General features: G+C 51.1%; 30 protein-coding genes, 1 tRNA gene and 2 rRNA genes. 6 read left to right on the top strand and 27 right to left on the bottom strand.

The features are described from left to right. Positions 1 to 59: 59 nt before the first annotated feature. From EXW94_RS10145 to EXW94_RS10135, 3 genes are all read right to left on the bottom strand, one after another. Positions 60 to 2,965 (bottom strand): 23S ribosomal RNA (locus EXW94_RS10145). Positions 2,966 to 3,157: 192 nt separating this feature from the next. Beyond that, a tRNA-Glu gene (locus EXW94_RS10140) sits at positions 3,158 to 3,233 on the bottom strand. Positions 3,234 to 3,317: 84 nt separating this feature from the next. Further along, positions 3,318 to 4,857, bottom strand: a 16S ribosomal RNA gene (locus EXW94_RS10135). The 16S and 23S rRNA genes sit together here with 1 tRNA gene alongside, the layout of an rRNA operon. Before the next feature lie 471 nt (positions 4,858 to 5,328). Between EXW94_RS10135 and EXW94_RS10130 the strand changes: the two genes are divergently transcribed. After that, positions 5,329 to 5,883, top strand: coding sequence for a gamma carbonic anhydrase family protein (locus EXW94_RS10130; RefSeq protein ID WP_174340046.1), 555 nt, complete (start codon positions 5,329 to 5,331; stop codon positions 5,881 to 5,883). Here EXW94_RS10130 and EXW94_RS10125 read toward each other — a convergent pair. The 6 genes from EXW94_RS10125 to dprA are packed head-to-tail and all read right to left on the bottom strand — an operon-like array spanning position 5,859 to position 9,642. Beyond that, positions 5,859 to 6,107, bottom strand: coding sequence for a DUF1488 domain-containing protein (locus tag EXW94_RS10125; RefSeq protein ID WP_100167609.1), 249 nt, complete (start codon positions 6,105 to 6,107; stop codon positions 5,859 to 5,861). The two genes, EXW94_RS10130 and EXW94_RS10125, sit on opposite strands and share 25 nt — an antisense overlap. Then, positions 6,104 to 6,922, bottom strand: a complete 819-nt coding sequence (gene aroE, locus EXW94_RS10120) for a shikimate dehydrogenase (RefSeq protein ID WP_174340045.1) — start codon at positions 6,920 to 6,922, stop codon at positions 6,104 to 6,106. Before aroE ends, EXW94_RS10125 begins: the two co-directional genes overlap by 4 nt. 4 nt (positions 6,923 to 6,926) lie before the next feature. Continuing rightward, complete coding sequence (gene tsaC / locus EXW94_RS10115; protein WP_174340044.1) at positions 6,927 to 7,499, bottom strand: L-threonylcarbamoyladenylate synthase type 1 TsaC; 573 nt, start codon at positions 7,497 to 7,499, stop codon at positions 6,927 to 6,929. Then, on the bottom strand, positions 7,492 to 8,046 hold the full coding sequence (locus tag EXW94_RS10110) for a type I DNA topoisomerase (protein WP_042717082.1): 555 nt from the start codon (positions 8,044 to 8,046) through the stop codon (positions 7,492 to 7,494). Before EXW94_RS10110 ends, tsaC begins: the two co-directional genes overlap by 8 nt. A gap of 26 nt (positions 8,047 to 8,072) precedes the next feature. Continuing rightward, on the bottom strand, positions 8,073 to 8,546 hold the full coding sequence (smg, locus tag EXW94_RS10105; RefSeq protein ID WP_042717081.1) for a DUF494 family protein Smg: 474 nt from the start codon (positions 8,544 to 8,546) through the stop codon (positions 8,073 to 8,075). Then, a complete protein-coding gene (gene dprA / locus EXW94_RS10100; RefSeq protein WP_174340043.1) occupies positions 8,518 to 9,642 on the bottom strand; it encodes a DNA-protecting protein DprA in 1,125 nt (374 codons plus the stop codon). The genes smg and dprA overlap by 29 nt, the downstream gene beginning before the upstream one ends. A gap of 127 nt (positions 9,643 to 9,769) precedes the next feature. Here dprA and def point away from each other — a divergent pair, with 127 nt between their 5' ends. The 5 genes from def (at position 9,770) to mscL (ending at position 14,550) form a co-directional block, all read left to right on the top strand. After that, positions 9,770 to 10,279, top strand: a complete 510-nt coding sequence (def, locus tag EXW94_RS10095; protein ID WP_008503479.1) for a peptide deformylase — start codon at positions 9,770 to 9,772, stop codon at positions 10,277 to 10,279. Positions 10,280 to 10,304: 25 nt separating this feature from the next. Next, on the top strand, positions 10,305 to 11,252 hold the full coding sequence (fmt, locus tag EXW94_RS10090) for a methionyl-tRNA formyltransferase (RefSeq protein ID WP_174340042.1): 948 nt from the start codon (positions 10,305 to 10,307) through the stop codon (positions 11,250 to 11,252). 52 nt (positions 11,253 to 11,304) lie between these two features. Then, entirely contained in the window at positions 11,305 to 12,591 is a 1,287-nt protein-coding gene (rsmB, locus tag EXW94_RS10085) for a 16S rRNA (cytosine(967)-C(5))-methyltransferase RsmB (RefSeq protein WP_174340041.1), read from the top strand. Between the two features lie 22 nt (positions 12,592 to 12,613). Further along, a complete protein-coding gene (gene trkA / locus EXW94_RS10080) occupies positions 12,614 to 13,990 on the top strand; it encodes a Trk system potassium transporter TrkA (protein ID WP_089600737.1) in 1,377 nt (458 codons plus the stop codon). 146 nt (positions 13,991 to 14,136) lie between these two features. Beyond that, complete coding sequence (gene mscL / locus EXW94_RS10075) at positions 14,137 to 14,550, top strand: large-conductance mechanosensitive channel protein MscL (protein ID WP_042717071.1); 414 nt, start codon at positions 14,137 to 14,139, stop codon at positions 14,548 to 14,550. Here the strand turns inward: mscL and EXW94_RS10070 are convergent. The 18 genes from EXW94_RS10070 to rplE all read right to left on the bottom strand — a co-directional run bounded on the left by EXW94_RS10070 (position 14,524) and on the right by rplE (position 23,552). Further along, positions 14,524 to 14,766, bottom strand: a complete 243-nt coding sequence (locus tag EXW94_RS10070) for an alternative ribosome-rescue factor A (protein ID WP_042717069.1) — start codon at positions 14,764 to 14,766, stop codon at positions 14,524 to 14,526. The two genes, mscL and EXW94_RS10070, sit on opposite strands and share 27 nt — an antisense overlap. Positions 14,767 to 14,823: 57 nt before the next feature. After that, positions 14,824 to 15,255, bottom strand: coding sequence for a Zn(2+)-responsive transcriptional regulator (gene zntR, locus EXW94_RS10065; protein WP_042717067.1), 432 nt, complete (start codon positions 15,253 to 15,255; stop codon positions 14,824 to 14,826). Between the two features lie 2 nt (positions 15,256 to 15,257). Next, positions 15,258 to 15,626, bottom strand: a complete 369-nt coding sequence (locus tag EXW94_RS10060; RefSeq protein ID WP_174340040.1) for a DUF1992 domain-containing protein — start codon at positions 15,624 to 15,626, stop codon at positions 15,258 to 15,260. A gap of 106 nt (positions 15,627 to 15,732) precedes the next feature. Further along, positions 15,733 to 16,116 (bottom strand): 50S ribosomal protein L17, encoded by a 384-nt coding sequence (gene rplQ / locus EXW94_RS10055; RefSeq protein ID WP_001216368.1) that lies wholly within the window; start codon positions 16,114 to 16,116, stop codon positions 15,733 to 15,735. Positions 16,117 to 16,156: 40 nt separating this feature from the next. Further along, on the bottom strand, positions 16,157 to 17,146 hold the full coding sequence (locus tag EXW94_RS10050) for a DNA-directed RNA polymerase subunit alpha (protein ID WP_002919219.1): 990 nt from the start codon (positions 17,144 to 17,146) through the stop codon (positions 16,157 to 16,159). A gap of 25 nt (positions 17,147 to 17,171) precedes the next feature. Next, a complete protein-coding gene (rpsD, locus tag EXW94_RS10045; protein ID WP_042717062.1) occupies positions 17,172 to 17,792 on the bottom strand; it encodes a 30S ribosomal protein S4 in 621 nt (206 codons plus the stop codon). 33 nt (positions 17,793 to 17,825) lie between these two features. Next, positions 17,826 to 18,215 (bottom strand): 30S ribosomal protein S11, encoded by a 390-nt coding sequence (gene rpsK, locus EXW94_RS10040; protein ID WP_003863312.1) that lies wholly within the window; start codon positions 18,213 to 18,215, stop codon positions 17,826 to 17,828. A gap of 16 nt (positions 18,216 to 18,231) precedes the next feature. After that, positions 18,232 to 18,588: a 30S ribosomal protein S13 gene (gene rpsM / locus EXW94_RS10035; protein ID WP_003863308.1), complete on the bottom strand. Its 357-nt coding sequence runs from the start codon at positions 18,586 to 18,588 to the stop codon at positions 18,232 to 18,234. A gap of 146 nt (positions 18,589 to 18,734) precedes the next feature. After that, positions 18,735 to 18,851 (bottom strand): 50S ribosomal protein L36, encoded by a 117-nt coding sequence (gene rpmJ, locus EXW94_RS10030; RefSeq protein WP_000868187.1) that lies wholly within the window; start codon positions 18,849 to 18,851, stop codon positions 18,735 to 18,737. Positions 18,852 to 18,882: 31 nt separating this feature from the next. Then, complete coding sequence (gene secY / locus EXW94_RS10025) at positions 18,883 to 20,214, bottom strand: preprotein translocase subunit SecY (protein WP_003863305.1); 1,332 nt, start codon at positions 20,212 to 20,214, stop codon at positions 18,883 to 18,885. A gap of 7 nt (positions 20,215 to 20,221) precedes the next feature. Then, a complete protein-coding gene (gene rplO / locus EXW94_RS10020; protein ID WP_003863304.1) occupies positions 20,222 to 20,656 on the bottom strand; it encodes a 50S ribosomal protein L15 in 435 nt (144 codons plus the stop codon). A 3-nt stretch (positions 20,657 to 20,659) separates the two neighbouring features. Continuing rightward, entirely contained in the window at positions 20,660 to 20,839 is a 180-nt protein-coding gene (gene rpmD / locus EXW94_RS10015; RefSeq protein WP_003863301.1) for a 50S ribosomal protein L30, read from the bottom strand. Positions 20,840 to 20,845: 6 nt separating this feature from the next. After that, entirely contained in the window at positions 20,846 to 21,346 is a 501-nt protein-coding gene (gene rpsE / locus EXW94_RS10010; protein WP_003863299.1) for a 30S ribosomal protein S5, read from the bottom strand. 14 nt (positions 21,347 to 21,360) lie between these two features. After that, complete coding sequence (gene rplR, locus EXW94_RS10005; RefSeq protein ID WP_003863297.1) at positions 21,361 to 21,714, bottom strand: 50S ribosomal protein L18; 354 nt, start codon at positions 21,712 to 21,714, stop codon at positions 21,361 to 21,363. A gap of 9 nt (positions 21,715 to 21,723) precedes the next feature. Beyond that, the gene (gene rplF, locus EXW94_RS10000; protein ID WP_003863296.1) at positions 21,724 to 22,257 is read right to left on the bottom strand and encodes a 50S ribosomal protein L6; all 534 of its coding nucleotides are present in this window, start codon (positions 22,255 to 22,257) and stop codon (positions 21,724 to 21,726) included. Positions 22,258 to 22,269: 12 nt separating this feature from the next. Beyond that, positions 22,270 to 22,662, bottom strand: coding sequence for a 30S ribosomal protein S8 (gene rpsH, locus EXW94_RS09995; protein WP_006178918.1), 393 nt, complete (start codon positions 22,660 to 22,662; stop codon positions 22,270 to 22,272). A 30-nt stretch (positions 22,663 to 22,692) separates the two neighbouring features. Then, positions 22,693 to 22,998 (bottom strand): 30S ribosomal protein S14, encoded by a 306-nt coding sequence (gene rpsN, locus EXW94_RS09990; protein WP_003863291.1) that lies wholly within the window; start codon positions 22,996 to 22,998, stop codon positions 22,693 to 22,695. Positions 22,999 to 23,012: 14 nt separating this feature from the next. Further along, complete coding sequence (gene rplE, locus EXW94_RS09985; protein WP_001096206.1) at positions 23,013 to 23,552, bottom strand: 50S ribosomal protein L5; 540 nt, start codon at positions 23,550 to 23,552, stop codon at positions 23,013 to 23,015.

Genomic DNA, 23,552 nt, shown 5'->3' with positions numbered 1-23,552 from the left:
ATCTGTATCAGGCTGAAAATATCGTGTCTGTCTCTTCGCCGAAACAGCTTCGGCGTTGTAAGGTTAAGCCTCACGGTTCATTAGTATCGGTTAGCTCAACGCATCGCTGCGCTTACACACCCGACCTATCAACGTCGTAGTCTTCAACGTTCCTTCAGGACTCTCAAGGAGTCAGGGAGAACTCATCTCGGGGCAAGTTTCGTGCTTAGATGCTTTCAGCACTTATCTCTTCCGCATTTAGCTACCGGGCAATGCCATTGGCATGACAACCCGAACACCAGTGATGCGTCCACTCCGGTCCTCTCGTACTAGGAGCAGCCCCCCTCAATTCTCCAGCGCCCACGGCAGATAGGGACCGAACTGTCTCACGACGTTCTAAACCCAGCTCGCGTACCACTTTAAATGGCGAACAGCCATACCCTTGGGACCTACTTCAGCCCCAGGATGTGATGAGCCGACATCGAGGTGCCAAACACCGCCGTCGATATGAACTCTTGGGCGGTATCAGCCTGTTATCCCCGGAGTACCTTTTATCCGTTGAGCGATGGCCCTTCCATTCAGAACCACCGGATCACTATGACCTGCTTTCGCACCTGCTCGAGCCGTCACTCTCGCAGTCAAGCTAGCTTATGCCATTGCACTAACCTCCTGATGTCCGACCAGGATTAGCTAACCTTCGTGCTCCTCCGTTACTCTTTGGGAGGAGACCGCCCCAGTCAAACTACCCACCAGACACTGTCCGCAACCCGGATTACGGGTCTACGTTAGAACACCAGCCATTAAAGGGTGGTATTTCAAGGGCGGCTCCACGCAGACTGGCGTCCACGCTTCAAAGCCTCCCACCTATCCTACACATCAAGGACCAGTGTTCAGTGTCAAGCTATAGTAAAGGTTCACGGGGTCTTTCCGTCTTGCCGCGGGTACACTGCATCTTCACAGCGAGTTCAATTTCACTGAGTCTCGGGTGGAGACAGCCTGGCCATCATTACGCCATTCGTGCAGGTCGGAACTTACCCGACAAGGAATTTCGCTACCTTAGGACCGTTATAGTTACGGCCGCCGTTTACCGGGGCTTCGATCAAGAGCTTCGCGTTGCCGCTAACCCCATCAATTAACCTTCCGGCACCGGGCAGGCGTCACACCGTATACGTCCACTTTCGTGTTTGCACAGTGCTGTGTTTTTAATAAACAGTTGCAGCCAGCTGGTATCTTCGACTGATTTCAGCTCCACCCGCAGGGGCTTCACCTACATATCAGCGTGCCTTCTCCCGAAGTTACGGCACCATTTTGCCTAGTTCCTTCACCCGAGTTCTCTCAAGCGCCTTGGTATTCTCTACCTGACCACCTGTGTCGGTTTGGGGTACGATTTGATGTTACCTGATGCTTAGAGGCTTTTCCTGGAAGCAGGGCATTTGTTACTTCAGCACCGTAGTGCCTCGTCATCACACCTCAGCGTTAATAAGGTACCGGATTTACCTGGAACCTCCGCCTACATGCTTAAACCGGGACAACCGTCGCCCGGCTAACATAGCCTTCTCCGTCCCCCCTTCGCAGTAACACCAAGTACAGGAATATTAACCTGTTTCCCATCGACTACGCCTTTCGGCCTCGCCTTAGGGGTCGACTCACCCTGCCCCGATTAACGTTGGACAGGAACCCTTGGTCTTCCGGCGTGCGGGCTTTTCACCCGCATTATCGTTACTTATGTCAGCATTCGCACTTCTGATACCTCCAGCAACCCTCACAGGCCACCTTCAACGGCTTACAGAACGCTCCCCTACCCAACAACGCATAAGCGTCGCTGCCGCAGCTTCGGTGCATGGTTTAGCCCCGTTACATCTTCCGCGCAGGCCGACTCGACCAGTGAGCTATTACGCTTTCTTTAAATGATGGCTGCTTCTAAGCCAACATCCTGGCTGTCTGTGCCTTCCCACATCGTTTCCCACTTAACCATGACTTTGGGACCTTAGCTGGCGGTCTGGGTTGTTTCCCTCTTCACGACGGACGTTAGCACCCGCCGTGTGTCTCCCGTGATAACATTCTTCGGTATTCGTAGTTTGCATCGGGTTGGTAAGCCGGGATGGCCCCCTAGCCGAAACAGTGCTCTACCCCCGAAGATGAGTTCACGAGGCGCTACCTAAATAGCTTTCGGGGAGAACCAGCTATCTCCCGGTTTGATTGGCCTTTCACCCCCAGCCACAAGTCATCCGCTAATTTTTCAACATTAGTCGGTTCGGTCCTCCAGTTAGTGTTACCCAACCTTCAACCTGCCCATGGCTAGATCACCGGGTTTCGGGTCTATACCCTGCAACTTAACGCCCAGTTAAGACTCGGTTTCCCTTCGGCTCCCCTATACGGTTAACCTTGCTACAGAATATAAGTCGCTGACCCATTATACAAAAGGTACGCAGTCACCTAACAAGTAGGCTCCCACTGCTTGTACGTACACGGTTTCAGGTTCTTTTTCACTCCCCTCGCCGGGGTTCTTTTCGCCTTTCCCTCACGGTACTGGTTCACTATCGGTCAGTCAGGAGTATTTAGCCTTGGAGGATGGTCCCCCCATATTCAGACAGGATACCACGTGTCCCGCCCTACTCTTCGAGTTCACAGCAAGTGTGCTTTCGTGTACGGGAGTATCACCCTGTACCCTGCGACTTTCCAGACGCTTCCACTAACACACAAGCTGATTCAGACTCTGGGCTGCTCCCCGTTCGCTCGCCGCTACTGGGGGAATCTCGGTTGATTTCTTTTCCTCGGGGTACTTAGATGTTTCAGTTCCCCCGGTTCGCCTCGTTAACCTATGTATTCAGTTAACGATAGTGTGTCGGAACACACTGGGTTTCCCCATTCGGACATCGCCGGGTCAAAGGTTCATATCACCTCGCCGGCGCTTTTCGCAGATTAGCACGTCCTTCATCGCCTCTGACTGCCAGGGCATCCACCGTGTACGCTTAGTCGCTTAACCTCACAACCCGAAGATGTTTCTTTCGATTCATCATCGACTTGCGAAAATTTGAGAGACTCGAACACACATAACATGTGTGTCGTTTCAATTTTCAGCTTGATCCAGATTTTTAAAGAGCAAATATCTCAAACGTCACCCGAAGATGAGTTTTGAGATATTAAGGCAGGTGACTTTCACTCACGAACCAGCAAGTGGCGTCCCCTAGGGGATTCGAACCCCTGTTACCGCCGTGAAAGGGCGGTGTCCTGGGCCTCTAGACGAAGGGGACGTGAAGTCTCAATCGCAAGACGCCTTGCTATTTACTTTTCATCAGACAATCTGTGTGGACACTACAAAGGCAGGTTCTTTAAGGTAAGGAGGTGATCCAACCGCAGGTTCCCCTACGGTTACCTTGTTACGACTTCACCCCAGTCATGAATCACAAAGTGGTAAGCGCCCTCCCGAAGGTTAAGCTACCTACTTCTTTTGCAACCCACTCCCATGGTGTGACGGGCGGTGTGTACAAGGCCCGGGAACGTATTCACCGTAGCATTCTGATCTACGATTACTAGCGATTCCGACTTCATGGAGTCGAGTTGCAGACTCCAATCCGGACTACGACGCACTTTATGAGGTCCGCTTGCTCTCGCGAGGTCGCTTCTCTTTGTATGCGCCATTGTAGCACGTGTGTAGCCCTACTCGTAAGGGCCATGATGACTTGACGTCATCCCCACCTTCCTCCAGTTTATCACTGGCAGTCTCCTTTGAGTTCCCGGCCGAACCGCTGGCAACAAAGGATAAGGGTTGCGCTCGTTGCGGGACTTAACCCAACATTTCACAACACGAGCTGACGACAGCCATGCAGCACCTGTCTCAGAGTTCCCGAAGGCACCAATCCATCTCTGGAAAGTTCTCTGGATGTCAAGAGTAGGTAAGGTTCTTCGCGTTGCATCGAATTAAACCACATGCTCCACCGCTTGTGCGGGCCCCCGTCAATTCATTTGAGTTTTAACCTTGCGGCCGTACTCCCCAGGCGGTCGACTTAACGCGTTAGCTCCGGAAGCCACGCCTCAAGGGCACAACCTCCAAGTCGACATCGTTTACGGCGTGGACTACCAGGGTATCTAATCCTGTTTGCTCCCCACGCTTTCGCACCTGAGCGTCAGTCTTTGTCCAGGGGGCCGCCTTCGCCACCGGTATTCCTCCAGATCTCTACGCATTTCACCGCTACACCTGGAATTCTACCCCCCTCTACAAGACTCTAGCCTGCCAGTTTCGAATGCAGTTCCCAGGTTGAGCCCGGGGATTTCACATCCGACTTGACAGACCGCCTGCGTGCGCTTTACGCCCAGTAATTCCGATTAACGCTTGCACCCTCCGTATTACCGCGGCTGCTGGCACGGAGTTAGCCGGTGCTTCTTCTGCGGGTAACGTCAATTGCTGAGGTTATTAACCTCAACACCTTCCTCCCCGCTGAAAGTACTTTACAACCCGAAGGCCTTCTTCATACACGCGGCATGGCTGCATCAGGCTTGCGCCCATTGTGCAATATTCCCCACTGCTGCCTCCCGTAGGAGTCTGGACCGTGTCTCAGTTCCAGTGTGGCTGGTCATCCTCTCAGACCAGCTAGGGATCGTCGCCTAGGTGAGCCGTTACCCCACCTACTAGCTAATCCCATCTGGGCACATCTGATGGCAAGAGGCCCGAAGGTCCCCCTCTTTGGTCTTGCGACGTTATGCGGTATTAGCTACCGTTTCCAGTAGTTATCCCCCTCCATCAGGCAGTTTCCCAGACATTACTCACCCGTCCGCCGCTCGTCACCCGAGAGCAAGCTCCCTGTGTTACCGCTCGACTTGCATGTGTTAGGCCTGCCGCCAGCGTTCAATCTGAGCCATGATCAAACTCTTCAATTTAAGTTTGATGCTCGTGAATTAAACTTCGTAATGAATTACGTATGTTCACTCAGAGACTTGGTATTCATTTATTGTCCGAAGACATTAAGAATCCATGTCACTTTGAGTGCCCACACAGATTGTCTGATAAATTGTTAAAGAGCAGTGCAACGCGGCTTTCGCTCACCGTTGCGAGGTGGCGTATATTACGCTTTCCTCTTTCAGAGTCAACCCGTTATTTCAGGATTTGTTCTCTTCAACCGACCCGGTTGTTTGTGAAGTGATTCACATGTTCCGTGTCGATGGAGGCGCATTATAGGGATCCCATGTTTTAGCACAAGTGTTTTTTAGATCTTTTTTTCCGACTGCTGATTTTCCGCGCTTTTCGCTGAAATCCCGCCCGATCTGCTTAAATATTGACGTATTTTGCCTTGCCACGATCCCAAAATATGATCAAAGTCTTCTGTATAGCGCCCATCAGTCGAGGTAGATATGTCTGCAGTACTACGTCCTTATAAAGATCTGTTCCCCCAGAAAGGCGATCGCGTGATGATCGATGTCAGTAGCGTCGTGATTGGCGATGTCCGAATCGCCGATGATGTGAGTATCTGGCCACTGGTTGCGATCCGGGGAGATGTTAACTTTGTGTCTATCGGCGCACGCACCAACATTCAGGACGGCAGCGTTCTTCATGTGACGCATAAATCTTCTTATAACCCGGAAGGTAATCCTTTAATCGTTGGGGAAGACGTTACCGTCGGCCACAAAGTGATGCTCCACGGCTGCACGATAGGTAACAGGGTACTTGTTGGTATGGGTTCAATTTTACTGGATGGCGTAACAGTAGAAGATGACGTGATGATTGGAGCTGGTAGCCTGGTCCCGCAAAACAAACGTCTGGAAAGCGGCTATCTCTATTTAGGCAGCCCGGTAAAACAGATCCGCCCCTTAAAAGAGGCGGAGATCGAAGGATTAAAATACTCTGCAAATAACTACGTCAAATGGAAGAATGAATATCTGGATCAAGACAACCAGACCCAGCCTTGATCGTCTTCCTGCTGATCGCGGATTAAATCGCTGGCTTCCTCTTCAAGATCCCAGCGATTTTCGCAAAATACCGCTAACGGGTCTGAACCGCCAAAACGACGCAGTAGCGTTTCCCCAGTAATTGCACAGGTCAGCTGCATTCCGTGCACCAGCACCGGGAAACAAACCGCTTGCTGATTTTCATCCCAGATTTCTCTGTCAGGAAAGTGGATCGCCTGATTCACGCCATCAGTTCCTGTTTCAGTTTTTCGATCACGGGTTCCACTGCAGGCAACACACCGTGCCAGAGCAGTACTGCATGAGCTGCCTGGCCCACCAGCATGCCCAGACCATCAGCCAGATGCTTCGCGCCGTGTTGTTCACACCAGGTCAGAAAAGGTGTTTTGCCTTTCTGATAGAACATGTCGTAGCAATAAACGTGGGCACTTACCAACGAAGCAGGGATCGCGGGCACTTCACCGCCAATACCGCTGGAGGTCGCATTAATGACAAGGTCGAACTCATGGTCGGCAAGGTCATCAAGCGCAACGGCACTGACGCTACCGGTATGGGCGAACAGCGCAGCCAGCTCTTCTGCACGGGAGAATGTTCGGTTGGTAATCGTTACCGCACAATCCATTGAAAGAAGAGGAAGCAGCACGCCCCGTGATGCCCCGCCCGCGCCAATCAGCAGGATCCGGAAACCACGCTTAATAAATGAGAGTCTTTCTAAATCGCTGAGTAAACCAATCCCATCGGTGTTGTCACCCAGAAGTCGGCCATCCTCAAGCTGTTTTAGCGTATTTACCGCACCAGCAAGCGCCGCGCGTTCGGTCAATTCATCCGCGCGTTCAAAAGCGTCTTCCTTAAAGGGGACTGTTACATTCGCACCTTTACCTCCCGCCTCGAAAAAAGCATTCAGCGTCGTCACAAATGCATCAACAGGGGCCAGCACGCGACCATACGGATGATCTATCTGCAGTTGTTCAGCAAACAGCTGATGGATCAACGGCGATTTACTGTGAGCGATCGGGTTACCAAAAACAGCATAGGTTTCCATGAGATTACCCCTGGCGAAAACGTTCGCCGGTCAAAGCGTCGCGAATTTCAGACGGATTCAGGCGCCCTCCCGTTTCACCGACCGCGACAGGAAAGTCATTCCCGAACTGCGCCAGTACTTCTTCGGTTGTCCGGCAAGGTGGCAATCCGGTCAGGTTGGCGCTGGTTGAGACCAGCGGTTTACCAAATGCCAGACAAAGCTCAACCACCAGCGGATGGTCAGTTACGCGAACGGCGAGGGAATCAAAGCATCCGGTTAACCAGCGCGGCGTTGTCGGCTGCGCCGGGAAAACGAAAGTCACCGGTCCAGGCCACGCGGAGAAGATACTGTCGCGCTGCGCCGGCGTCAGCATGGAATCATCGATGTAGGGTTTAAGCTGCTCGTAATTAGCAGCGATCAAAATTAGCCCTTTCTCGACGGGTCTTTGCTTTAGAGTGAGCAATCGGCTCACAGCGGTCTCGCTGTCAGGATCGCAACCGACCCCAAAAACAGCTTCTGTTGGATAGGCGATGACTTCTTCATTTTTCAGTACGTCCACGGCATGGGCAATGGAGCCTGATGGCAGGTTATTATTCACTGTTTTGATCCGCCGAAACCGGCTTTCCACATTGTTTACTGGCGCAGAAGCGTTTCATGCCTTGCGCGGTTTTCTTTTCTATAAGTAGCGGATAATTGCAATGAGGGCAGGTTCCCGCTACCGGTTTAAAATTGATAACGAACTGGCATTCAGGGTAGCGATCGCACGAATGGAAGTTCTTACCATAACGGGAGCGGCGTTGTACCAGCTGACCGCGCTGACACTGAGGGCACGCAATCGCCGTTTCATCTGGCTTATCAATTTGTTCCGTATGCTCACATTCGGGGTAGCGGCTACATCCAATAAACATGCCGAAACGTCCCTGCCGCAGAGCTAGTTCGCCACCGCAGAGTGGGCAATGCTGACCCTCCAGAATTTTCACGATATGTCCATCCGCCTGGCTCTTCAGGGGACGGACATAATCACATTCCGGATACTGTGAACAACCGAGAAACGGGCCGTGTTTCCCGGACCGAATGACGAGCTCAGCCCCGCACTGCGGGCAGGGCTCGTTTTTATGCACCGTGAATAGTGCTGATTTGGCCATAACAACTCTTGGTCCCGCACATTGAATTAGTGCAGCATACCTTCATTCACTTCAAAGAGTAATTCTTCCATTTGCTGATAGGCATTTTCACAGCCTGGGATATTGAACAGAACCATCAGGATCACCCACTTGAGGTCTTCCAGTTCGAATTCTGCCGTATCCAGCGCCATGACGCGCTCTATCACCATTTCTCGCGTTTCGAGGTTTAGCACCTGAATCTGCTCAAGGAATAAGATGAATCCCCGGCAGCTGGCATCCAGCCTTTCACACTCTTCAGCGGTGTAAATGCGTACAGATAAGGGATCGGAAGCAAGCTGCATCGGTTCGGCGAGGCCGTCCTGATAATCAGCCAGTTTATCCAACCACATCAACGCATTGTAAATATCTTCCCGCTCAAATCCTGCTTCGGTAAGATCCCGTGTCAATTTGTCCTGATCCACGCGCATTTCTGCTTCGTTGTGGATGTAAGTCTCAAACAAATACATCAGTACGTCGAACATGGCATGCCCTCCTTAATCGGACATAGCCGCCGGGTACAGCTGCGATCCACCCTGCTAACTCCAGTTCAAGTAGCTGTGCTACCGTTACTGGCACAGGTTGGCCGGCACGTTCAGCGACAACGTCAACAGGTGTTACCTCATCTCCTACGTTAGCCAGGAGCTTGGGAAATGGCAATGCCACCTTCTCCTGATCTGACGAATAATGTTGCTTTTTAGGTTCATCTGTTAACCAGTGCAAGCCATACCGTAAATTTTCCAGGATATCCTCTATGCAAGTCACAGGCGTTGCGCCTTGCTTTATTAGCCAGTGCGGCCCCTCACATCCTGGATTTCCTATCGGACCGGGTAGAGCAAAGACCTCTCGTCCCTGTTCAAGCGCACATCTTGCCGTAACCAACGAACCGCTTCGCAAAGCAGCCTCAACGACCAGCACGCCCTGACTTAACCCACTAATAATTCTGTTACGTCGAGGGAAATTAGCCGGTCTGGGGGGCGTAGAAAGTGAGAATTCAGACACGAGGGCCCCCTCCGAATGAATAAGCCGCCTAGCCAGGGTCTGATGGCGACGGGGATAGATGCTAAAGAGTCCATTACCCAACACCGCCACGCTTGTGCCTTGTACTGACAATGCAGCGTTGTGGGCCACGCCGTCAATGCCACAGGCCAGGCCGCTGGTAATCGTGAAACCGCATTGTGAGAGCTGTTCACTCAGGATCCTTCCCCATCGCTCACCATACCAGGAGGGCGCGCGACTTCCGACAACAGCAAGTTGAACGACATTAAGGGCCTCAAGGTTCCCCGTCACGAATAATGCCCCGGGATAATCAGGAAAAGTGCGAAGCAAAGGAGGATAAAGGGGATGGTCGGCAGTTAAGAGATAGTTCCCCGGCTGTTCCAGCCACACCAGGCTACGCTCAAGCTCACCTTCACTGAGAGCAAGAAATCGCCCAGCCTGCGTTGCTGACAATCCGGCTTCTCGAAGCGTCACGCCATCAATCGTTGTCTGTTTACTGAGCTGTGATGCGACTTCCAGCATTGCATCACCACATAGAGAACCTATGTGAATTAACCGTAACCATATCTCTGTCGACGTCATCCTTTCCCCTGCCACAAGCAGCCTCCGCAATCATTGCGATTGGTCACTGATGCTGTCAATCGATGAGGGATTTGTCTAGAATAGAGGTAGTATTCTTATCAACTCCTGAACACGACTCTGGAAATTTATGGCAGTTTTGCAAGTGTTACATATTCCGGACGAGCGCCTTCGCATCGTCGCTGAACCGGTTAAAGAAGTGAATGCAGAAATTCAGCGTATCGTCGATGATATGTTCGATACCATGTACGCCGAAGAAGGTATTGGCCTGGCGGCGACTCAGGTAGACATTCACAAGCGTATTATCGTGATTGATGTCTCTGAGAATCGCGATGGCCGCCTGGTGCTGATCAACCCGGAACTGCTTGAAAAGAGCGGTGAAACAGGTATTGAAGAAGGCTGCCTCTCCATTCCGGAACAGCGTGCTTTAGTACCGCGTGCAGAAAAAGTGAAGATTCGCGCTCTGGATCGTGACGGTAATCCGTTCGAGCTGGAAGCAGACGACCTGCTGGCTATTTGTATTCAGCATGAGATGGATCACCTGGTCGGTAAACTGTTTATCGATTACCTCTCGCCACTCAAGCAGCAGCGTATTCGTCAGAAAGTAGAGAAACTGGATCGCTTGCGTTCTCGCGCCTAAGATCCCCCCGGATACAAGGATCAACGTGTCTAAAACACTACGTATTATCTTCGCGGGTACCCCTGATTTTGCAGCGCGTCATCTCGACGCGCTGTTATCTTCTGGTCACAAGGTTGTTGGCGTCTTTACCCAACCGGACCGTCCGGCTGGCCGTGGGAAAAAGCTCATGCCGAGCCCGGTTAAAGTGCTGGGCGAAGAACATGGATTACCCATTTTCCAGCCCGCATCCTTGCGCCCTCAGGAAAATCAGCAGTTAGTGGCAGACCTGAACGCAGATGTCATGGTGGTAGTGGCTTACGGTTTAATCTTGCCAAAAGCCGTGCTGGATATGCCACGCCTGGGCTGTGTCAACGTGCATGGTTCTCTTCTTCCACGCTGGCGCGGGGCGGCACCTATTCAACGCTCTCTGTGGGCTGGCGATGCTGAAACTGGCGTCACCATCATGAAGATGGACGTAGGTTTAGACACCGGTGACATGCTGTTTAAGCTGGCCTGTCCAATTACTAACGAAGATACCAGTGCCACACTTTACGACAAGCTGGCAGATTTGGGCCCGCAGGGTCTTATTGAGACGCTGCAACAGCTTGCTGATAATACGGCGACACCTGAAGTTCAGGACGAAGCGCTGGTAACCTATGCCGAGAAACTCAGCAAAGAAGAAGCTCAGCTCGACTGGTCACTGTCTGCCGCTCAGCTTGAACGCTGCATCCGCGCTTTTAATCCGTGGCCAATGAGCTGGATGATGATTGACGATCAGCCGGTGAAAGTCTGGAAAGCCTCGGTTATTGATGGCGATACCTCTGAAGAACCCGGCACGATTATTGAAGTCAACAAGCAAGGTATTCAGGTCGCAACCGCGAAAGGCATTCTAAATCTTGAGTCTCTGCAACCTGCGGGTAAGAAAGCAATGAGCGCTCAGGATTTGTTAAATTCCCGTCGCGAATGGTTTATTCCTGGCAACCGTCTTGCCTGACCTCCTTCATTTTTAAGGCCCGGTGTTTCCGGGCATTTTTATTTTTACGGCTATGAAAAAACAAAATCTACGCAGTATGGCGGCACAGGCCGTTGAGCAAGTTGTCGAACAGGGACAGTCACTCAGTAATGTCCTGCCCTCACTGCAGCAGAAAGTGTCCGATAAAGACAAAGCGCTGCTTCAGGAGCTGTGCTTTGGCGTTCTACGCACCCTTTCTCAGCTTGAGTGGTTAATTAGTAAGCTGATGTCACGCCCTATGACCGGCAAGCAACGCACCATTCATTATTTGATCATGGTGGGCTTCTACCAGCTACTTCATACACGCATTCCTCCTCATGCCGCGCTGGCTGAAACGGTGGAAGGTGCCGTTGCGGTTAAACGCCCTCAACTTAAGGGTTTGATCAACGGCGTACTACGTCAATTCCAGCGACAGCAGGAAGAGCTTCTGGCTGAATTTTCCCACAGCGAAGCACGTTTCCTGCACCCGGAATGGCTGTTGAAGCGCCTGAAAAAAGCCTGGCCACAGCAGTGGCAGGATATTGCTGACGCCAATAACCAGCGCCCGCCGATGTGGTTACGCGTCAACCGTAATCACCATACTCGGGATGCATGGCTGGCTATGCTGGAAGAAGCCGGAATGAATGGGTTCACACATGAAGCCTACCCGGATGCCGTACGTTTAGCCTCTCCGGCACCGGTACACGTGCTTCCCGGGTTTGAAGATGGCTGGGTCACCGTCCAGGATGCTTCAGCTCAGGGGTGTATGACCTGGCTTGAGCCACAAAATGGTGAGCAGATCCTCGATCTCTGCGCAGCCCCTGGTGGTAAAACGACACATATTCTGGAAGTTGCTCCACAGGCGAGCGTAATGGCAGTTGATGTTGATGAACAGCGTCTTTCTCGCGTCTACGATAACCTGAAGCGTCTTGGAATGAAGGCTCAGGTCAAGCAAGGCGACGGACGTAAGCCTGCAGAATGGTGTGGCGAATCGCAGTTTGATCGCATTTTACTGGATGCTCCCTGCTCGGCGACGGGCGTGATTCGTCGTCATCCAGACATCAAATGGCTACGCCGCGATCGCGATATTACAGAGCTGGCCCAACTGCAATCCGACATTCTCGATGCTATCTGGCCACATCTTAAACCAGGTGGAACGCTGGTCTATGCAACCTGCTCCGTACTTCCGGAAGAAAACAGCCAGCAAATTGCGGCCTTCCTTAAGCGTACCCCTGATGCAACATTACGCGATACAGGCACGCCGGAACGACCTGGCCAGCAGAATCTCCCTGGCGCCGAAGAGGGCGATGGTTTCTTTTACGCTAAGCTAATCAAAGAGTGATGTAGAGAACAGGTCACGAGATATGAAAATTATCATTCTGGGCGCAGGACAGGTTGGCGGTACGTTAGCTGAAAATCTTGTTGGCGAAAACAATGACATCACGATTGTTGATACCAATGGCGATCGGCTGCGCGTTTTGCAGGACAAGTTTGACCTTCGCGTCGTGCAGGGTCATGGTTCACATCCTCGCGTTCTGCGTGAGGCAGGCGCTGACGATGCCGATATGCTGGTTGCCGTCACCAGCTCTGATGAAACCAATATGGTGGCATGCCAGGTTGCCTACTCGCTTTTCAACACCCCGAACAGAATTGCCCGTATCCGTTCTCCGGACTATGTTCGCGATGCAGAAAAACTGTTTAATTCTGAAGCGGTACCGATTGATCACCTGATCGCGCCAGAACAACTCGTTATCGACAATATCTATCGCCTGATTGAATATCCGGGCGCTTTGCAGGTAGTGAATTTTGCGGAAGGTAAAGTAAGCCTGGCAGTGGTGAAAGCCTATTACGGCGGGCCACTCATTGGTAATGCCTTGTCTACGATGCGTGAGCACATGCCACATATCGATACTCGCGTCGCTGCCATTTTCCGCCACGACAGGCCTATACGGCCGCAAGGCTCAACGATTGTTGAAGCCGGTGATGAGGTTTTCTTTATTGCCGCATCTCAGCATATCCGTGCGGTGATGAGCGAGCTTCAGCGTCTTGAAAAGCCTTATAAACGCATCATGCTGGTCGGCGGTGGGAATATTGGCGCAGGTCTGGCGAGACGACTGGAAAAAGACTATAGCGTGAAGTTGATCGAACGCGATCAACAGCGCGCTTCTGAACTCGCTGAAAAGCTGCAGAATACGATCGTATTTTATGGTGATGCGTCCGATCAAGAATTGCTGGCCGAAGAGCATATCGATCAAGTTGATCTGTTTATTGCCGTCACCAACGACGACGAAGCGAATATTATGTCTGCGATGCTCGCCAAACGAATGGGAGCAAAAAAGGTGATGGTACTTATCCAGCGCCGCGCCTATGTTGACCTCGTTCAGGGAAGCGTCATTGATATCGCCATTTCGCCACAGCAAGCGACAATTTCAGCCCTGCTAAGTCATGTCCGTAAAGCGGATATCGTCGGCGTTTCTTCGCTTCGCCGCGGTGTTGCTGAAGCCATTGAGGCCGTGGCGCACGGTGATGAAACCACATCACGCGTTGTGGGTCGTTCAATTGATGAAATCAAATTACCCCCGGGCACAATCATTGGGGCTGTGGTGCGCGGGAACGATGTCATGATCGCCAATGATAATTTACGCATCGAACAAGGGGACCACGTTATTATGTTCCTTACCGATAAAAAGTTTATTACAGACGTCGAACGCTTATTCCAGCCAAGTCCATTCTTCCTGTAATGATTCAGGTGCTCGGGTTAGAGCACCTGATTATTAACCTTTAAATTTCTAAGACTTTTATTTTTCATAACCTTTATTTATCCTCGATGGCAATTAGCTAATCATTTGTTAAACTTATAGTCGTCAGCTGGCACAAGGAGAACATAATGAGTTTCATGAAAGAATTTCGCGAATTTGCGATGCGCGGGAATGTTGTAGATTTAGCTGTGGGTGTCATTATTGGTGCTGCGTTCGGTAAGATCGTTTCATCACTGGTTGCCGACATTATTATGCCGCCGTTGGGGCTGTTAATTGGGGGCATTGACTTCAAACAGTTCGCCGTCACGCTCAGAGATGCACAGGGAGATATCCCGGCAGTCGTTATGCACTATGGCGTATTTATTCAGAATATTTTTGATTTCGTGATCGTGGCGTTTGCGATTTTTATGGCGATCAAGCTCATCAACAAGCTTAACCGTAAAAAAGAAGAACCGGCAGCAGCACCGCCAGCCCCTTCTAAAGAAGAAGTTTTACTGACTGAAATTCGCGATCTGTTAAAAGAGCAGAATAACCGCTCCTGACAGAACACTAAAAGCAGGAAGGCCAGTGGTAAATAAGCGATTCGCTTTTTTGCCACTGGCCTCCCAGTTACCCCGATTCCCATGTTTCCCTTTACGCAGATAACTCCCTTTCCCTTTTTTATTCTTCTCAACGCGCTGTCTGAAAAGCGGGTCGTGAAGTAATGCCTCAATGGCGTTATCCTTAATTTGTCCCTTCGTATGCTGATAGCGGCTCATAATTTCTCCTGAGCATGGTTTATGTTGACGCGAGTGTAGGCCCGGACAGAGGGAAAATCAACACCCCTGCGTTTCCGTTTCGCCACTGGCGCCCTGTTCAAGGGCTTCAAGAATAGAGCAATAAATGCTGCTGTGCGCAGTACCACAGCATGCGTCATTCAATCTTTGCAGGGAACGCTGCATTGTCTGCAATTCCTGAATTCGGGCCTCAACTTCATCCAGTCGGGCCTGGACGATGCTTTTTGATTCCTGGCAAGTGTGGTGCGCCGGATCGATGCGGATCGACAGTAACTCACGGATCGACTCCAGAGTGAAACCAAGCTGCCGTGCATAGCGGATAAACCGAAGACGCTGGAGATCGTTGTCGGTATAAAGACGGAATCCACCTTCCGTTCTCACCTCATGATCTATCATTTGCTGTTTCTCGTAGTAACGGATGGTATCTGGCGTTACGTTAGCGAGCTTTGCAAGTTCACCAATACGATACATAGTTATTCCTCATCGATTTTCTGCATTAACCTTTCACAATATTCACCGCGCAAAAAGTCAGTGCTCACACCAGCCTGGCGGAGTTTAAGCTCAATCAGCGTCAGTCGGCGGCTGAGCTCATTATGTCGTGGGTCATCTTTGCGAACACTTTTAAGTAGATCAACAAGTTCAATTGCCTCTCTTCGCTGTTCAAGTTCCGGAGGCAAACAGCCCGCATTTTTAAGTAAGCGGTATCCAGCACGTAATTCAGGTGCGATTTGCGAATCATCCTCCAACACGAGCGGTTCGCCGCTTCCTGGAAGATTATCGAATTCACCTTTGCGTTGGGCATCGCTGATATGGCGCTCTACCCATTCATCGAGTAACCACATGATGATCTCCGCGGATGAACAGAAAAGATACAGATAGTGTAGAGAGGTGATGATACTGAGGATATAAAAAAACCCGCCGGAGCGGGTTTTTTTACGTTACTACAGATTACTCTGCAGCAGCTTCTGCTTTCTCTGAACGATCAACCAGCTCGATGTAAGCCATCGGCGCGTTGTCGCCTGCACGGAAGCCACACTTCAGAATACGAGTGTAACCACCTGCACGGCTCGCGAAACGCGGGCCCAGTTCGTTAAACAGTTTTGCCACGATCTCGTTATCACGAGTACGGGCGAATGCCAGACGACGATTAGCAACGCTGTCAGTCTTGGCAAGAGTAATCAGCGGCTCAACTACGCGACGCAGCTCTTTCGCTTTAGGCAGGGTCGTCTTGATGATCTCATGACGAACCAGTGAACCTGCCATGTTGCGGAACATAGCCTGGCGATGGCTGCTGTTGCGGTTCAGTTGACGACCACTCTTACGATGGCGCATGACCTTATCCTTCTCAGTAAAACCTTAACCTGTGATCCGGTTACTCGTCAGCAATGCTTGCCGGTGGCCAGTTTTCCAGGCGCATGCCCAGAGACAGACCACGTGAAGCCAGCACGTCTTTAATCTCAGTAAGAGATTTTTTACCCAGGTTCGGCGTTTTCAGCAACTCAACCTCGGTACGCTGTACCAGATCACCGATATAGTGGATAGCTTCTGCCTTAAGGCAGTTAGCAGAGCGGACAGTCAATTCCAGATCGTCAACAGGGCGCAGCAGGATCGGATCGAATTCTGGTTTCTCTTCTTTCACTTCCGGCTGACGTACATCACGTAAGTCAACGAAAGCTTCCAGTTGTTCTGCCAGGATGGTTGCCGCACGACGAATCGCCTCTTCAGGATCGATTGTGCCGTTGGTTTCCATTTCGATGACCAGCTTGTCCAGGTCGGTACGCTGTTCTACACGCGCTGCTTCAACATTGTAGGCAATACGCTCTACAGGGCTGTAGCATGCGTCGACCAGCAGACGGCCGATTGGGCGCTCATCTTCTTCCGAATGAATTCGGGCAGAAGCCGGCACATAACCACGACCGCGCTGAACTTTGATACGCATGCTAATAGCTGCGTTCTCATCGGTCAGGTGGCAGATCACGTGCTGCGGCTTGACGATTTCAACATCACCGTCGTGGGTGATGTCGGCTGCAGTCACAGGGCCAATGCCAGATTTATTCAGAGTAAGAATAACTTCATCTTTACCCTGAACTCTCACCGCCAGCCCTTTCAGGTTGAGCAGGATTTCAAGGATATCTTCCTGAACGCCTTCTTTGGTGCTGTACTCATGAAGTACACCATCAATCTCAACCTCGGTCACCGCGCAACCCGGCATCGATGAGAGCAGAATACGGCGCAGTGCGTTACCCAGAGTATGGCCAAAGCCACGCTCTAAAGGCTCAAGGGTCACCTTGGCGTGCGTCGAACTCACTTGCTCGATATCTACCAGGCGCGGTTTTAGAAACTCTGTCACAGAACCCTGCATTGTGTCCTCTCTTTGGTACTAAGCTTTACTTGGAGTAAAGCTCGACGATCAGGTGTTCGTTAATGTCCGCAGACAGATCAGAACGTTCTGGCTGACGCTTGAACGTACCTTCCATCTTGCCAGCATCAACTTCCAGCCAGGTTGGCTTTTCACGCTGCTCAGCCAGCTCCAGAGCGGCCTTCACGCGAGATTGCTTTTTCGCTTTCTCACGAATGCTAACAACGTCATTCGCTTTAACCTGATAAGAAGCGATGTTAACAACACGACCGTTTACCATGATTGCTTTGTGGCTAACCAGCTGACGTGATTCAGCACGAGTAGCGCCGAAGCCCATACGGTATACAACGTTGTCCAGACGACCTTCCAGCAGAGCCAGCAGGTTTTCACCTGTGTTGCCTTTCAGACGTGCTGCTTCTTTATAGTAGTTACGGAACTGACGCTCCAGCACACCGTAGGTACGGCGAACTTTTTGCTTTTCACGCAACTGCACACCATAGTCAGACAGACGCGGTTTACGCGCACCGTGCTGGCCAGGAGCTTGTTCAATTTTACACTTGGTATCGATCGCGCGAACGCCAGACTTAAGGAATAAGTCGGTGCCCTCACGACGGCTCAGCTTGAGCTTAGGACCCAAATATCTTGCCATTTTCTATCTCCAACTAACCTAAAAAACGGAGCGTTATACGCGACGTTTTTTCGGCGGACGACAACCGTTATGAGGGATCGGAGTCACATCAGTAATATTAGTGATGCGGAAACCAGCGGCGTTCAGAGCGCGAACAGTAGATTCACGACCCGGACCCGGACCTTTAACCATAACTTCCAGATTCTTGATGCCGTATTCTTTTACGGCTTCAGCGCAACGCTCTGCTGCAACCTGAGCTGCGAACGGAGTGGATTTGCGAGAACCACGGAAACCGGAACCACCGGCTGTTGCCCAACCCAATGCGTTACCCTGACGATCAGTAATAGTAACGATGGTGTTGTTGAAAGAAGCATGGATATGAGCCACGCCGTCAGAGACTTGTTTTCTTACACGTTTACGTGCACGAACTGGTGCCTTTGCCATTATTCAATCACCCCGATTATTTCTTGATCGGTTTGCGCGGACCCTTACGGGTACGTGCGTTGGTCTTAGTACGCTGACCGCGCACTGGCAGACCACGACGATGACGCAAACCGCGATAGCAACCAAGATCCATCAGGCGCTTGATGCTCATGCTGATTTCACGGCGCAGATCACCTTCAACGACAAATTTGGCAACTTCGTCACGCAGCGTGTCGATTTGTTCTTCAGACAGCTCACTGATCTTAACATCTTCAGCGATACCCGCTGCAGCCAGAATGGCTTTAGAACGGGTCTTGCCGACGCCGTAGATCGAAGTTAATGCGATCACAGCATGTTTCTGATCAGGAATGTTAATGCCTGCTATACGGGCCACTATGCACTCCTACTATTTAATATGTACGCACCATGCTGAAAAGCCCGTTTTCAGGATACTCAAATGGAAACGTACAGACATACAAAAGATTGGCTGGCTAATCTAGCCAGCTCAACCCAACTTTGCAAGAAAAATATGCGAAATAATCAGCCTTGGCGCTGTTTATGCTTCGGCTCGGCACTGCAAATCACACGGATGACACCATCACGCTTAACGATTTTGCAGTTACGGCATAATTTCTTGACGGAAGCACGAACTTTCATTTTTACTCTCCGTAACTTCTCAGGCGACCATTTAGCGGCCGTAGCCTTTCAGGTTCGCCTTCTTCAATGCAGACTCATACTGACTGGACATCATCAGAGTTTGCACTTGAGCCATAAAGTCCATAATCACGACAACAACGATAAGCAGTGAGGTCCCACCGAAGTAGAACGGTACTTTCATTGCATCACGCATGAACTCCGGGATCAGGCAGATAAAAGTAATATAAAGCGCACCAACCAAAGTCAGGCGAGTCATTACTTTATCGATATACTTCGCCGTTTGCTCTCCCGGACGAATTCCTGGTACAAATGCACCGGACTTCTTCAGGTTATCTGCTGTTTCACGCGGGTTGAAGACCAACGCCGTGTAGAAGAAACAGAAGAAGATGATCGCAGACGCATAGAGTAACACATAAAGTGGTTGCCCAGGCTGCAAATACAGCGAAATTGTTGTCAGCCAGTTCCAACCAGTACCGCCCCCGAACCATGACGCGATGGTTGCCGGGAACAGAATAATACTGGAAGCGAAGATAGCCGGGATAACCCCCGCCATATTCACTTTCAGCGGTAAATGTGTGCTCTGTGCAGCATAGACACGACGACCCTGCTGACGTTTAGCGTAGTTCACCACAATGCGGCGTTGACCACGTTCAACGAAGACAACAAAGAACGTCACTGCAAATACTAATACTGCAACCAACAGCAACAGGAGGAAGTGCAGGTCGCCTTGACGCGCTTGCTCGATAGTATGGGCGATGGCTGGCGGGAGACCCGCAACAATACCGGCGAAGATGATGATTGAGATACCGTTGCCGATACCACGCTCAGTAATCTGTTCGCCGAGCCACATCAGGAACATCGTCCCTGTGACCAGACTTACAACAGCGGTGAAATAGAATGCAAAGCCCGGGTTTAACACCAGGCCCTGCATACCAGGCATATTCGGAAGACCGGTAGCAATACCGATCGACTGGAATATTGCCAGCACCAGAGTGCCGTAACGGGTGTACTGGCTAATCTTACGACGTCCAGACTCCCCTTCTTTCTTCAGCTCAGCCAGGGCCGGATGAACGACCGTCAGCAGTTGGATAATAATTGATGCCGAAATGTACGGCATAATACCCAGTGCAAAGATAGAAGCACGGCTGAGAGCACCACCAGAGAACATGTTGAACATTTCAATGATGGTGCCTCGCTGTTGCTCAAGCAGTTTGGCAAGTACAGCGGCATCGATACCAGGGATCGGAATAAAAGAGCCAATACGGAACACAATCAGCGCGCCGATAACAAACAGCAGTCTGCGTTTCAGCTCGCCAAATCCACCTTTGGCACTTTGAAAATCTAATCCCGGTTGCTTAGCCATCTGCTACTTATTCCTCAATTTTACCGCCAGCAGCTTCGATAGCAGCACGAGCACCTTTAGTAACACGCAGGCCACGAACAGTTACCGGAGTAGAAACTTCACCAGCCAGGATCACTTTCGCGAACTCGATCTGGATACCGATAATGTTTGCTGCTTTCAGCGTGTTCAGGTCTACAACGCCGCCTTCAACTTTCGCCAGGTCAGACAGACGGATTTCCGCTGTGATCGCTGCTTTGCGAGAGGTGAAGCCGAACTTCGGCAGACGACGGTACAGTGGCATCTGGCCACCCTCGAAACCGCGACGTACGCCACCGCCAGAACGAGAGTTCTGACCTTTGTGACCACGACCACCGGTTTTGCCGAGGCCAGAACCGATACCACGACCCAGGCGTTTACCCGCCTTTTTAGAGCCTTCGGCCGGAGACAGAGTATTTAAACGCATCTCTTACTCCTCAACTTTAACCATGAAGTAAACCGCGTTGACCATACCACGAACAGCAGGAGTATCCTCGCGCTCAACGGTATGACCAATACGACGCAGACCCAGGCCAAGCAGCGTTGCCTTGTGTTTCGGCAGACGACCGATTGCACTGCGGGTTTGAGTGATTTTAATAGTCTTTGCCATGGTCAATTACCCCAGAATTTCTTCAACGGATTTACCACGCTTGGCAGCGACCATTTCTGGAGAATTCATATTTTCCAGGCCATCAATAGTTGCACGAACCACGTTGATCGGGTTGGTGGAACCATATGCTTTAGCCAGAACGTTATGAACTCCAGCAACTTCCAGAACGGCGCGCATTGCACCACCGGCGATGATACCGGTACCTTCTGAAGCTGGCTGCATGAATACACGAGAACCCGTGTGAACACCTTTAACTGGGTGTTGCAGGGTGCCGTTGTTCAGCGCGACATTAATCATATTGCGACGGGCTTTTTCCATCGCTTTCTGGATCGCTGCTGGAACTTCACGCGCTTTACCGTAACCAAAACCAACGCGACCGTTACCATCACCAACTACAGTCAGAGCTGTGAAGGAGAAAATACGACCACCTTTTACGGTTTTAGATACGCGGTTAACCGCGATCAGCTTTTCCTGCAGTTCGCCAGCCTGTTTTTCGATGTGAGCCATCTTACACCTCTACCTTAGAACTGAAGGCCAGCTTCACGGGCAGCATCTGCCAGTGCCTGGACACGACCATGATATTGGAACCCGGAACGGTCAAAGGAAACATTGCTGATGCCTTTTTCCAGAGCGCGTTCAGCAACAGCTTTACCTACAGCTGCAGCGGCGTCTTTATTACCGGTGTACTTCAATTGTTCTGAGATAGCTTTTTCTACAGTAGAAGCAGCTACCAGAACTTCAGAACCGTTCGGTGCAATTACCTGTGCGTAAATATGACGCGGGGTACGATGTACCACCAGGCGAGTTGCACCCAGCTCTTTGAGCTTGCGGCGTGCGCGGGTCGCACGACGGATACGAGCAGATTTCTTATCCATAGTGTTACCTTACTTCTTCTTAGCCTCTTTGGTACGCACGACTTCGTCGGCGTAACGAACACCCTTACCTTTATAAGGCTCAGGACGACGGTAGGCGCGCAGATCTGCTGCAACCTGACCGATCAGCTGTTTATCAGCGCCTTTCAGCACGATTTCAGTTTGAGTCGGACATTCTGCAGTGATACCGGCCGGCAGCGGATGCTCAACAGGGTGTGAGAAGCCCAGAGACAGGCCTACTGCATTCCCTTTGATAGCTGCACGATAACCTACACCAACCAGCTGAAGCTTTTTAGTGAAGCCTTCGGTAACACCAACAACCATTGAGTTCAGCAGGGCACGCGCGGTACCAGCCTGAGCCCATCCATCCACGAAACCATCACGTGGACCGAAGGTCAGAGCGTTATCTGCATGTTTAACTTCAACAGCTTTGTTGAGGGTACGAGTCAGCTCGCCGTTTTTACCTTTGATCGTAATAACCTGACCGTCGATTTTTACATCAACGCCGGCAGGAATAACGACCGGTGCTTTAGCAACACGAGACATTCTTTCCTCCGATTAGGCTACGTAGCAGATAATTTCGCCACCAAGACCAGCCTGGCGCGCTGCACGATCAGTCATAACACCTTTTGAGGTAGAAACAACTGCGATACCAAGGCCAGCCATAACTTTCGGCAGCTCATCTTTTTTCTTATAGATGCGCAGACCTGGGCGGCTGACACGCTGAATGCTTTCTACAACAGCTTTACCCTGGAAATACTTGAGAGTAAGTTCCAGTTCCGGCTTGGTGTCGCCTTCAACTTTAAAATCTTCGATAAAACCTTCTTCCTTCAGCACGTTGGCAATTGCCACTTTCAGCTTGGCGGAAGGCATGGTGACCGCAACTTTGTTCGCGGCCTGACCGTTACGGATACGGGTCAGCATATCCGCGATCGGATCTTGCATGCTCATCTGTCTTTACTCCCGTGATTCAATTGGTAATTACCAGCTAGCCTTTTTCAAGCCTGGTACTTCACCGCGCATGGCGGCTTCACGCAGTTTGATACGGCTCAACCCAAACTTGCCCACATAACCATGTGGACGACCTGTTTGACGACAGCGGTTACGCTGACGAGACGGGCTGGAATCACGCGGCAGAGACTGCAGCTTGAGAACCGCATTCCAACGATCTTCGTCGGAAGCGTTCACATCAGAAATGATCGCTTTCAGTTCAGCGCGTTTAGCGAAGAATTTATCAGCTAAAGCTACGCGCTTTACTTCGCGTGCTTTCATTGATTGCTTAGCCATTCAGTAACCCTACCTTACTTGCGGAACGGGAAGTCAAAGGCAGCCAGCAGAGCACGGCCTTCTTCGTCAGATTTCGCAGTAGTGGTAATGGTAATATCCAAACCACGCACGCGGTCGACTTTATCGTAGTCGATTTCTGGGAAGATGATCTGCTCACGGACACCCATGCTGTAGTTACCACGACCGTCGAAAGACTTAGCGGACAAGCCACGGAAGTCACGGATACGTGGAACAGCAATAGTGATCAGGCGCTCAAAGAACTCCCACATGCGTTCGCCACGCAGAGTTACTTTACAGCCGATCGGATAGCCCTGACGGATTTTGAAGCCTGCAACAGATTTGCGTGCTTTGGTGATCAGCGGTTTTTGACCGGAGATTGCTGTCAGGTCAGCTGCTGCGTTATCCAGCAGTTTCTTGTCAGCGATCGCTTCACCAACACCCATGTTCAGGGTGATCTTCTCGACCCGAGGGACTTGCATGACAGAATTGTAGTTAAACTCAGTCATGAGTTTGTTAACTACTTCGTCTTTGTAGTAATCATGCAGTTTCGCCAT

The sequence above is a fragment of the Enterobacter sp. JMULE2 genome, assembly GCF_013337145.1.
GTDB lineage: Bacteria > Pseudomonadota > Gammaproteobacteria > Enterobacterales > Enterobacteriaceae > Enterobacter > Enterobacter mori.
This window is presented reverse-complemented; position numbering and strand designations above follow the sequence as displayed.

Coding starts and splice junctions, on each gene's coding strand:
- rpsK (WP_003863312.1), bottom strand. CDS start 18,215: ATGGCAAAGGCACCAGTTCGTGCACGTAAACGTGTAAGAAAACAAGTC.
- EXW94_RS10110 (WP_042717082.1), bottom strand. CDS start 8,046: ATGGCCAAATCAGCACTATTCACGGTGCATAAAAACGAGCCCTGCCCG.
- EXW94_RS10060 (WP_174340040.1), bottom strand. CDS start 15,626: ATGTGGTTACTCGATGAATGGGTAGAGCGCCATATCAGCGATGCCCAA.
- def (WP_008503479.1), top strand. CDS start 9,770: ATGGCAGTTTTGCAAGTGTTACATATTCCGGACGAGCGCCTTCGCATC.
- zntR (WP_042717067.1), bottom strand. CDS start 15,255: ATGTATCGTATTGGTGAACTTGCAAAGCTCGCTAACGTAACGCCAGAT.
- rsmB (WP_174340041.1), top strand. CDS start 11,305: ATGAAAAAACAAAATCTACGCAGTATGGCGGCACAGGCCGTTGAGCAA.
- smg (WP_042717081.1), bottom strand. CDS start 8,546: ATGTTCGACGTACTGATGTATTTGTTTGAGACTTACATCCACAACGAA.
- EXW94_RS10130 (WP_174340046.1), top strand. CDS start 5,329: ATGTCTGCAGTACTACGTCCTTATAAAGATCTGTTCCCCCAGAAAGGC.
- rplO (WP_003863304.1), bottom strand. CDS start 20,656: ATGCGTTTAAATACTCTGTCTCCGGCCGAAGGCTCTAAAAAGGCGGGT.
- rplE (WP_001096206.1), bottom strand. CDS start 23,552: ATGGCGAAACTGCATGATTACTACAAAGACGAAGTAGTTAACAAACTC.
- rpsN (WP_003863291.1), bottom strand. CDS start 22,998: ATGGCTAAGCAATCAATGAAAGCACGCGAAGTAAAGCGCGTAGCTTTA.
- rpsE (WP_003863299.1), bottom strand. CDS start 21,346: ATGGCTCACATCGAAAAACAGGCTGGCGAACTGCAGGAAAAGCTGATC.
- trkA (WP_089600737.1), top strand. CDS start 12,614: ATGAAAATTATCATTCTGGGCGCAGGACAGGTTGGCGGTACGTTAGCT.
- rpmD (WP_003863301.1), bottom strand. CDS start 20,839: ATGGCAAAGACTATTAAAATCACTCAAACCCGCAGTGCAATCGGTCGT.
- secY (WP_003863305.1), bottom strand. CDS start 20,214: ATGGCTAAGCAACCGGGATTAGATTTTCAAAGTGCCAAAGGTGGATTT.
- aroE (WP_174340045.1), bottom strand. CDS start 6,922: ATGGAAACCTATGCTGTTTTTGGTAACCCGATCGCTCACAGTAAATCG.
- rpsH (WP_006178918.1), bottom strand. CDS start 22,662: ATGAGCATGCAAGATCCGATCGCGGATATGCTGACCCGTATCCGTAAC.
- EXW94_RS10070 (WP_042717069.1), bottom strand. CDS start 14,766: ATGAGCCGCTATCAGCATACGAAGGGACAAATTAAGGATAACGCCATT.
- dprA (WP_174340043.1), bottom strand. CDS start 9,642: ATGACGTCGACAGAGATATGGTTACGGTTAATTCACATAGGTTCTCTA.
- mscL (WP_042717071.1), top strand. CDS start 14,137: ATGAGTTTCATGAAAGAATTTCGCGAATTTGCGATGCGCGGGAATGTT.
- rplQ (WP_001216368.1), bottom strand. CDS start 16,116: ATGCGCCATCGTAAGAGTGGTCGTCAACTGAACCGCAACAGCAGCCAT.
- EXW94_RS10050 (WP_002919219.1), bottom strand. CDS start 17,146: ATGCAGGGTTCTGTGACAGAGTTTCTAAAACCGCGCCTGGTAGATATC.
- rplF (WP_003863296.1), bottom strand. CDS start 22,257: ATGTCTCGTGTTGCTAAAGCACCGGTCGTTATTCCTGCCGGCGTTGAT.
- rplR (WP_003863297.1), bottom strand. CDS start 21,714: ATGGATAAGAAATCTGCTCGTATCCGTCGTGCGACCCGCGCACGCCGC.
- rpsD (WP_042717062.1), bottom strand. CDS start 17,792: ATGGCAAGATATTTGGGTCCTAAGCTCAAGCTGAGCCGTCGTGAGGGC.
- rpmJ (WP_000868187.1), bottom strand. CDS start 18,851: ATGAAAGTTCGTGCTTCCGTCAAGAAATTATGCCGTAACTGCAAAATC.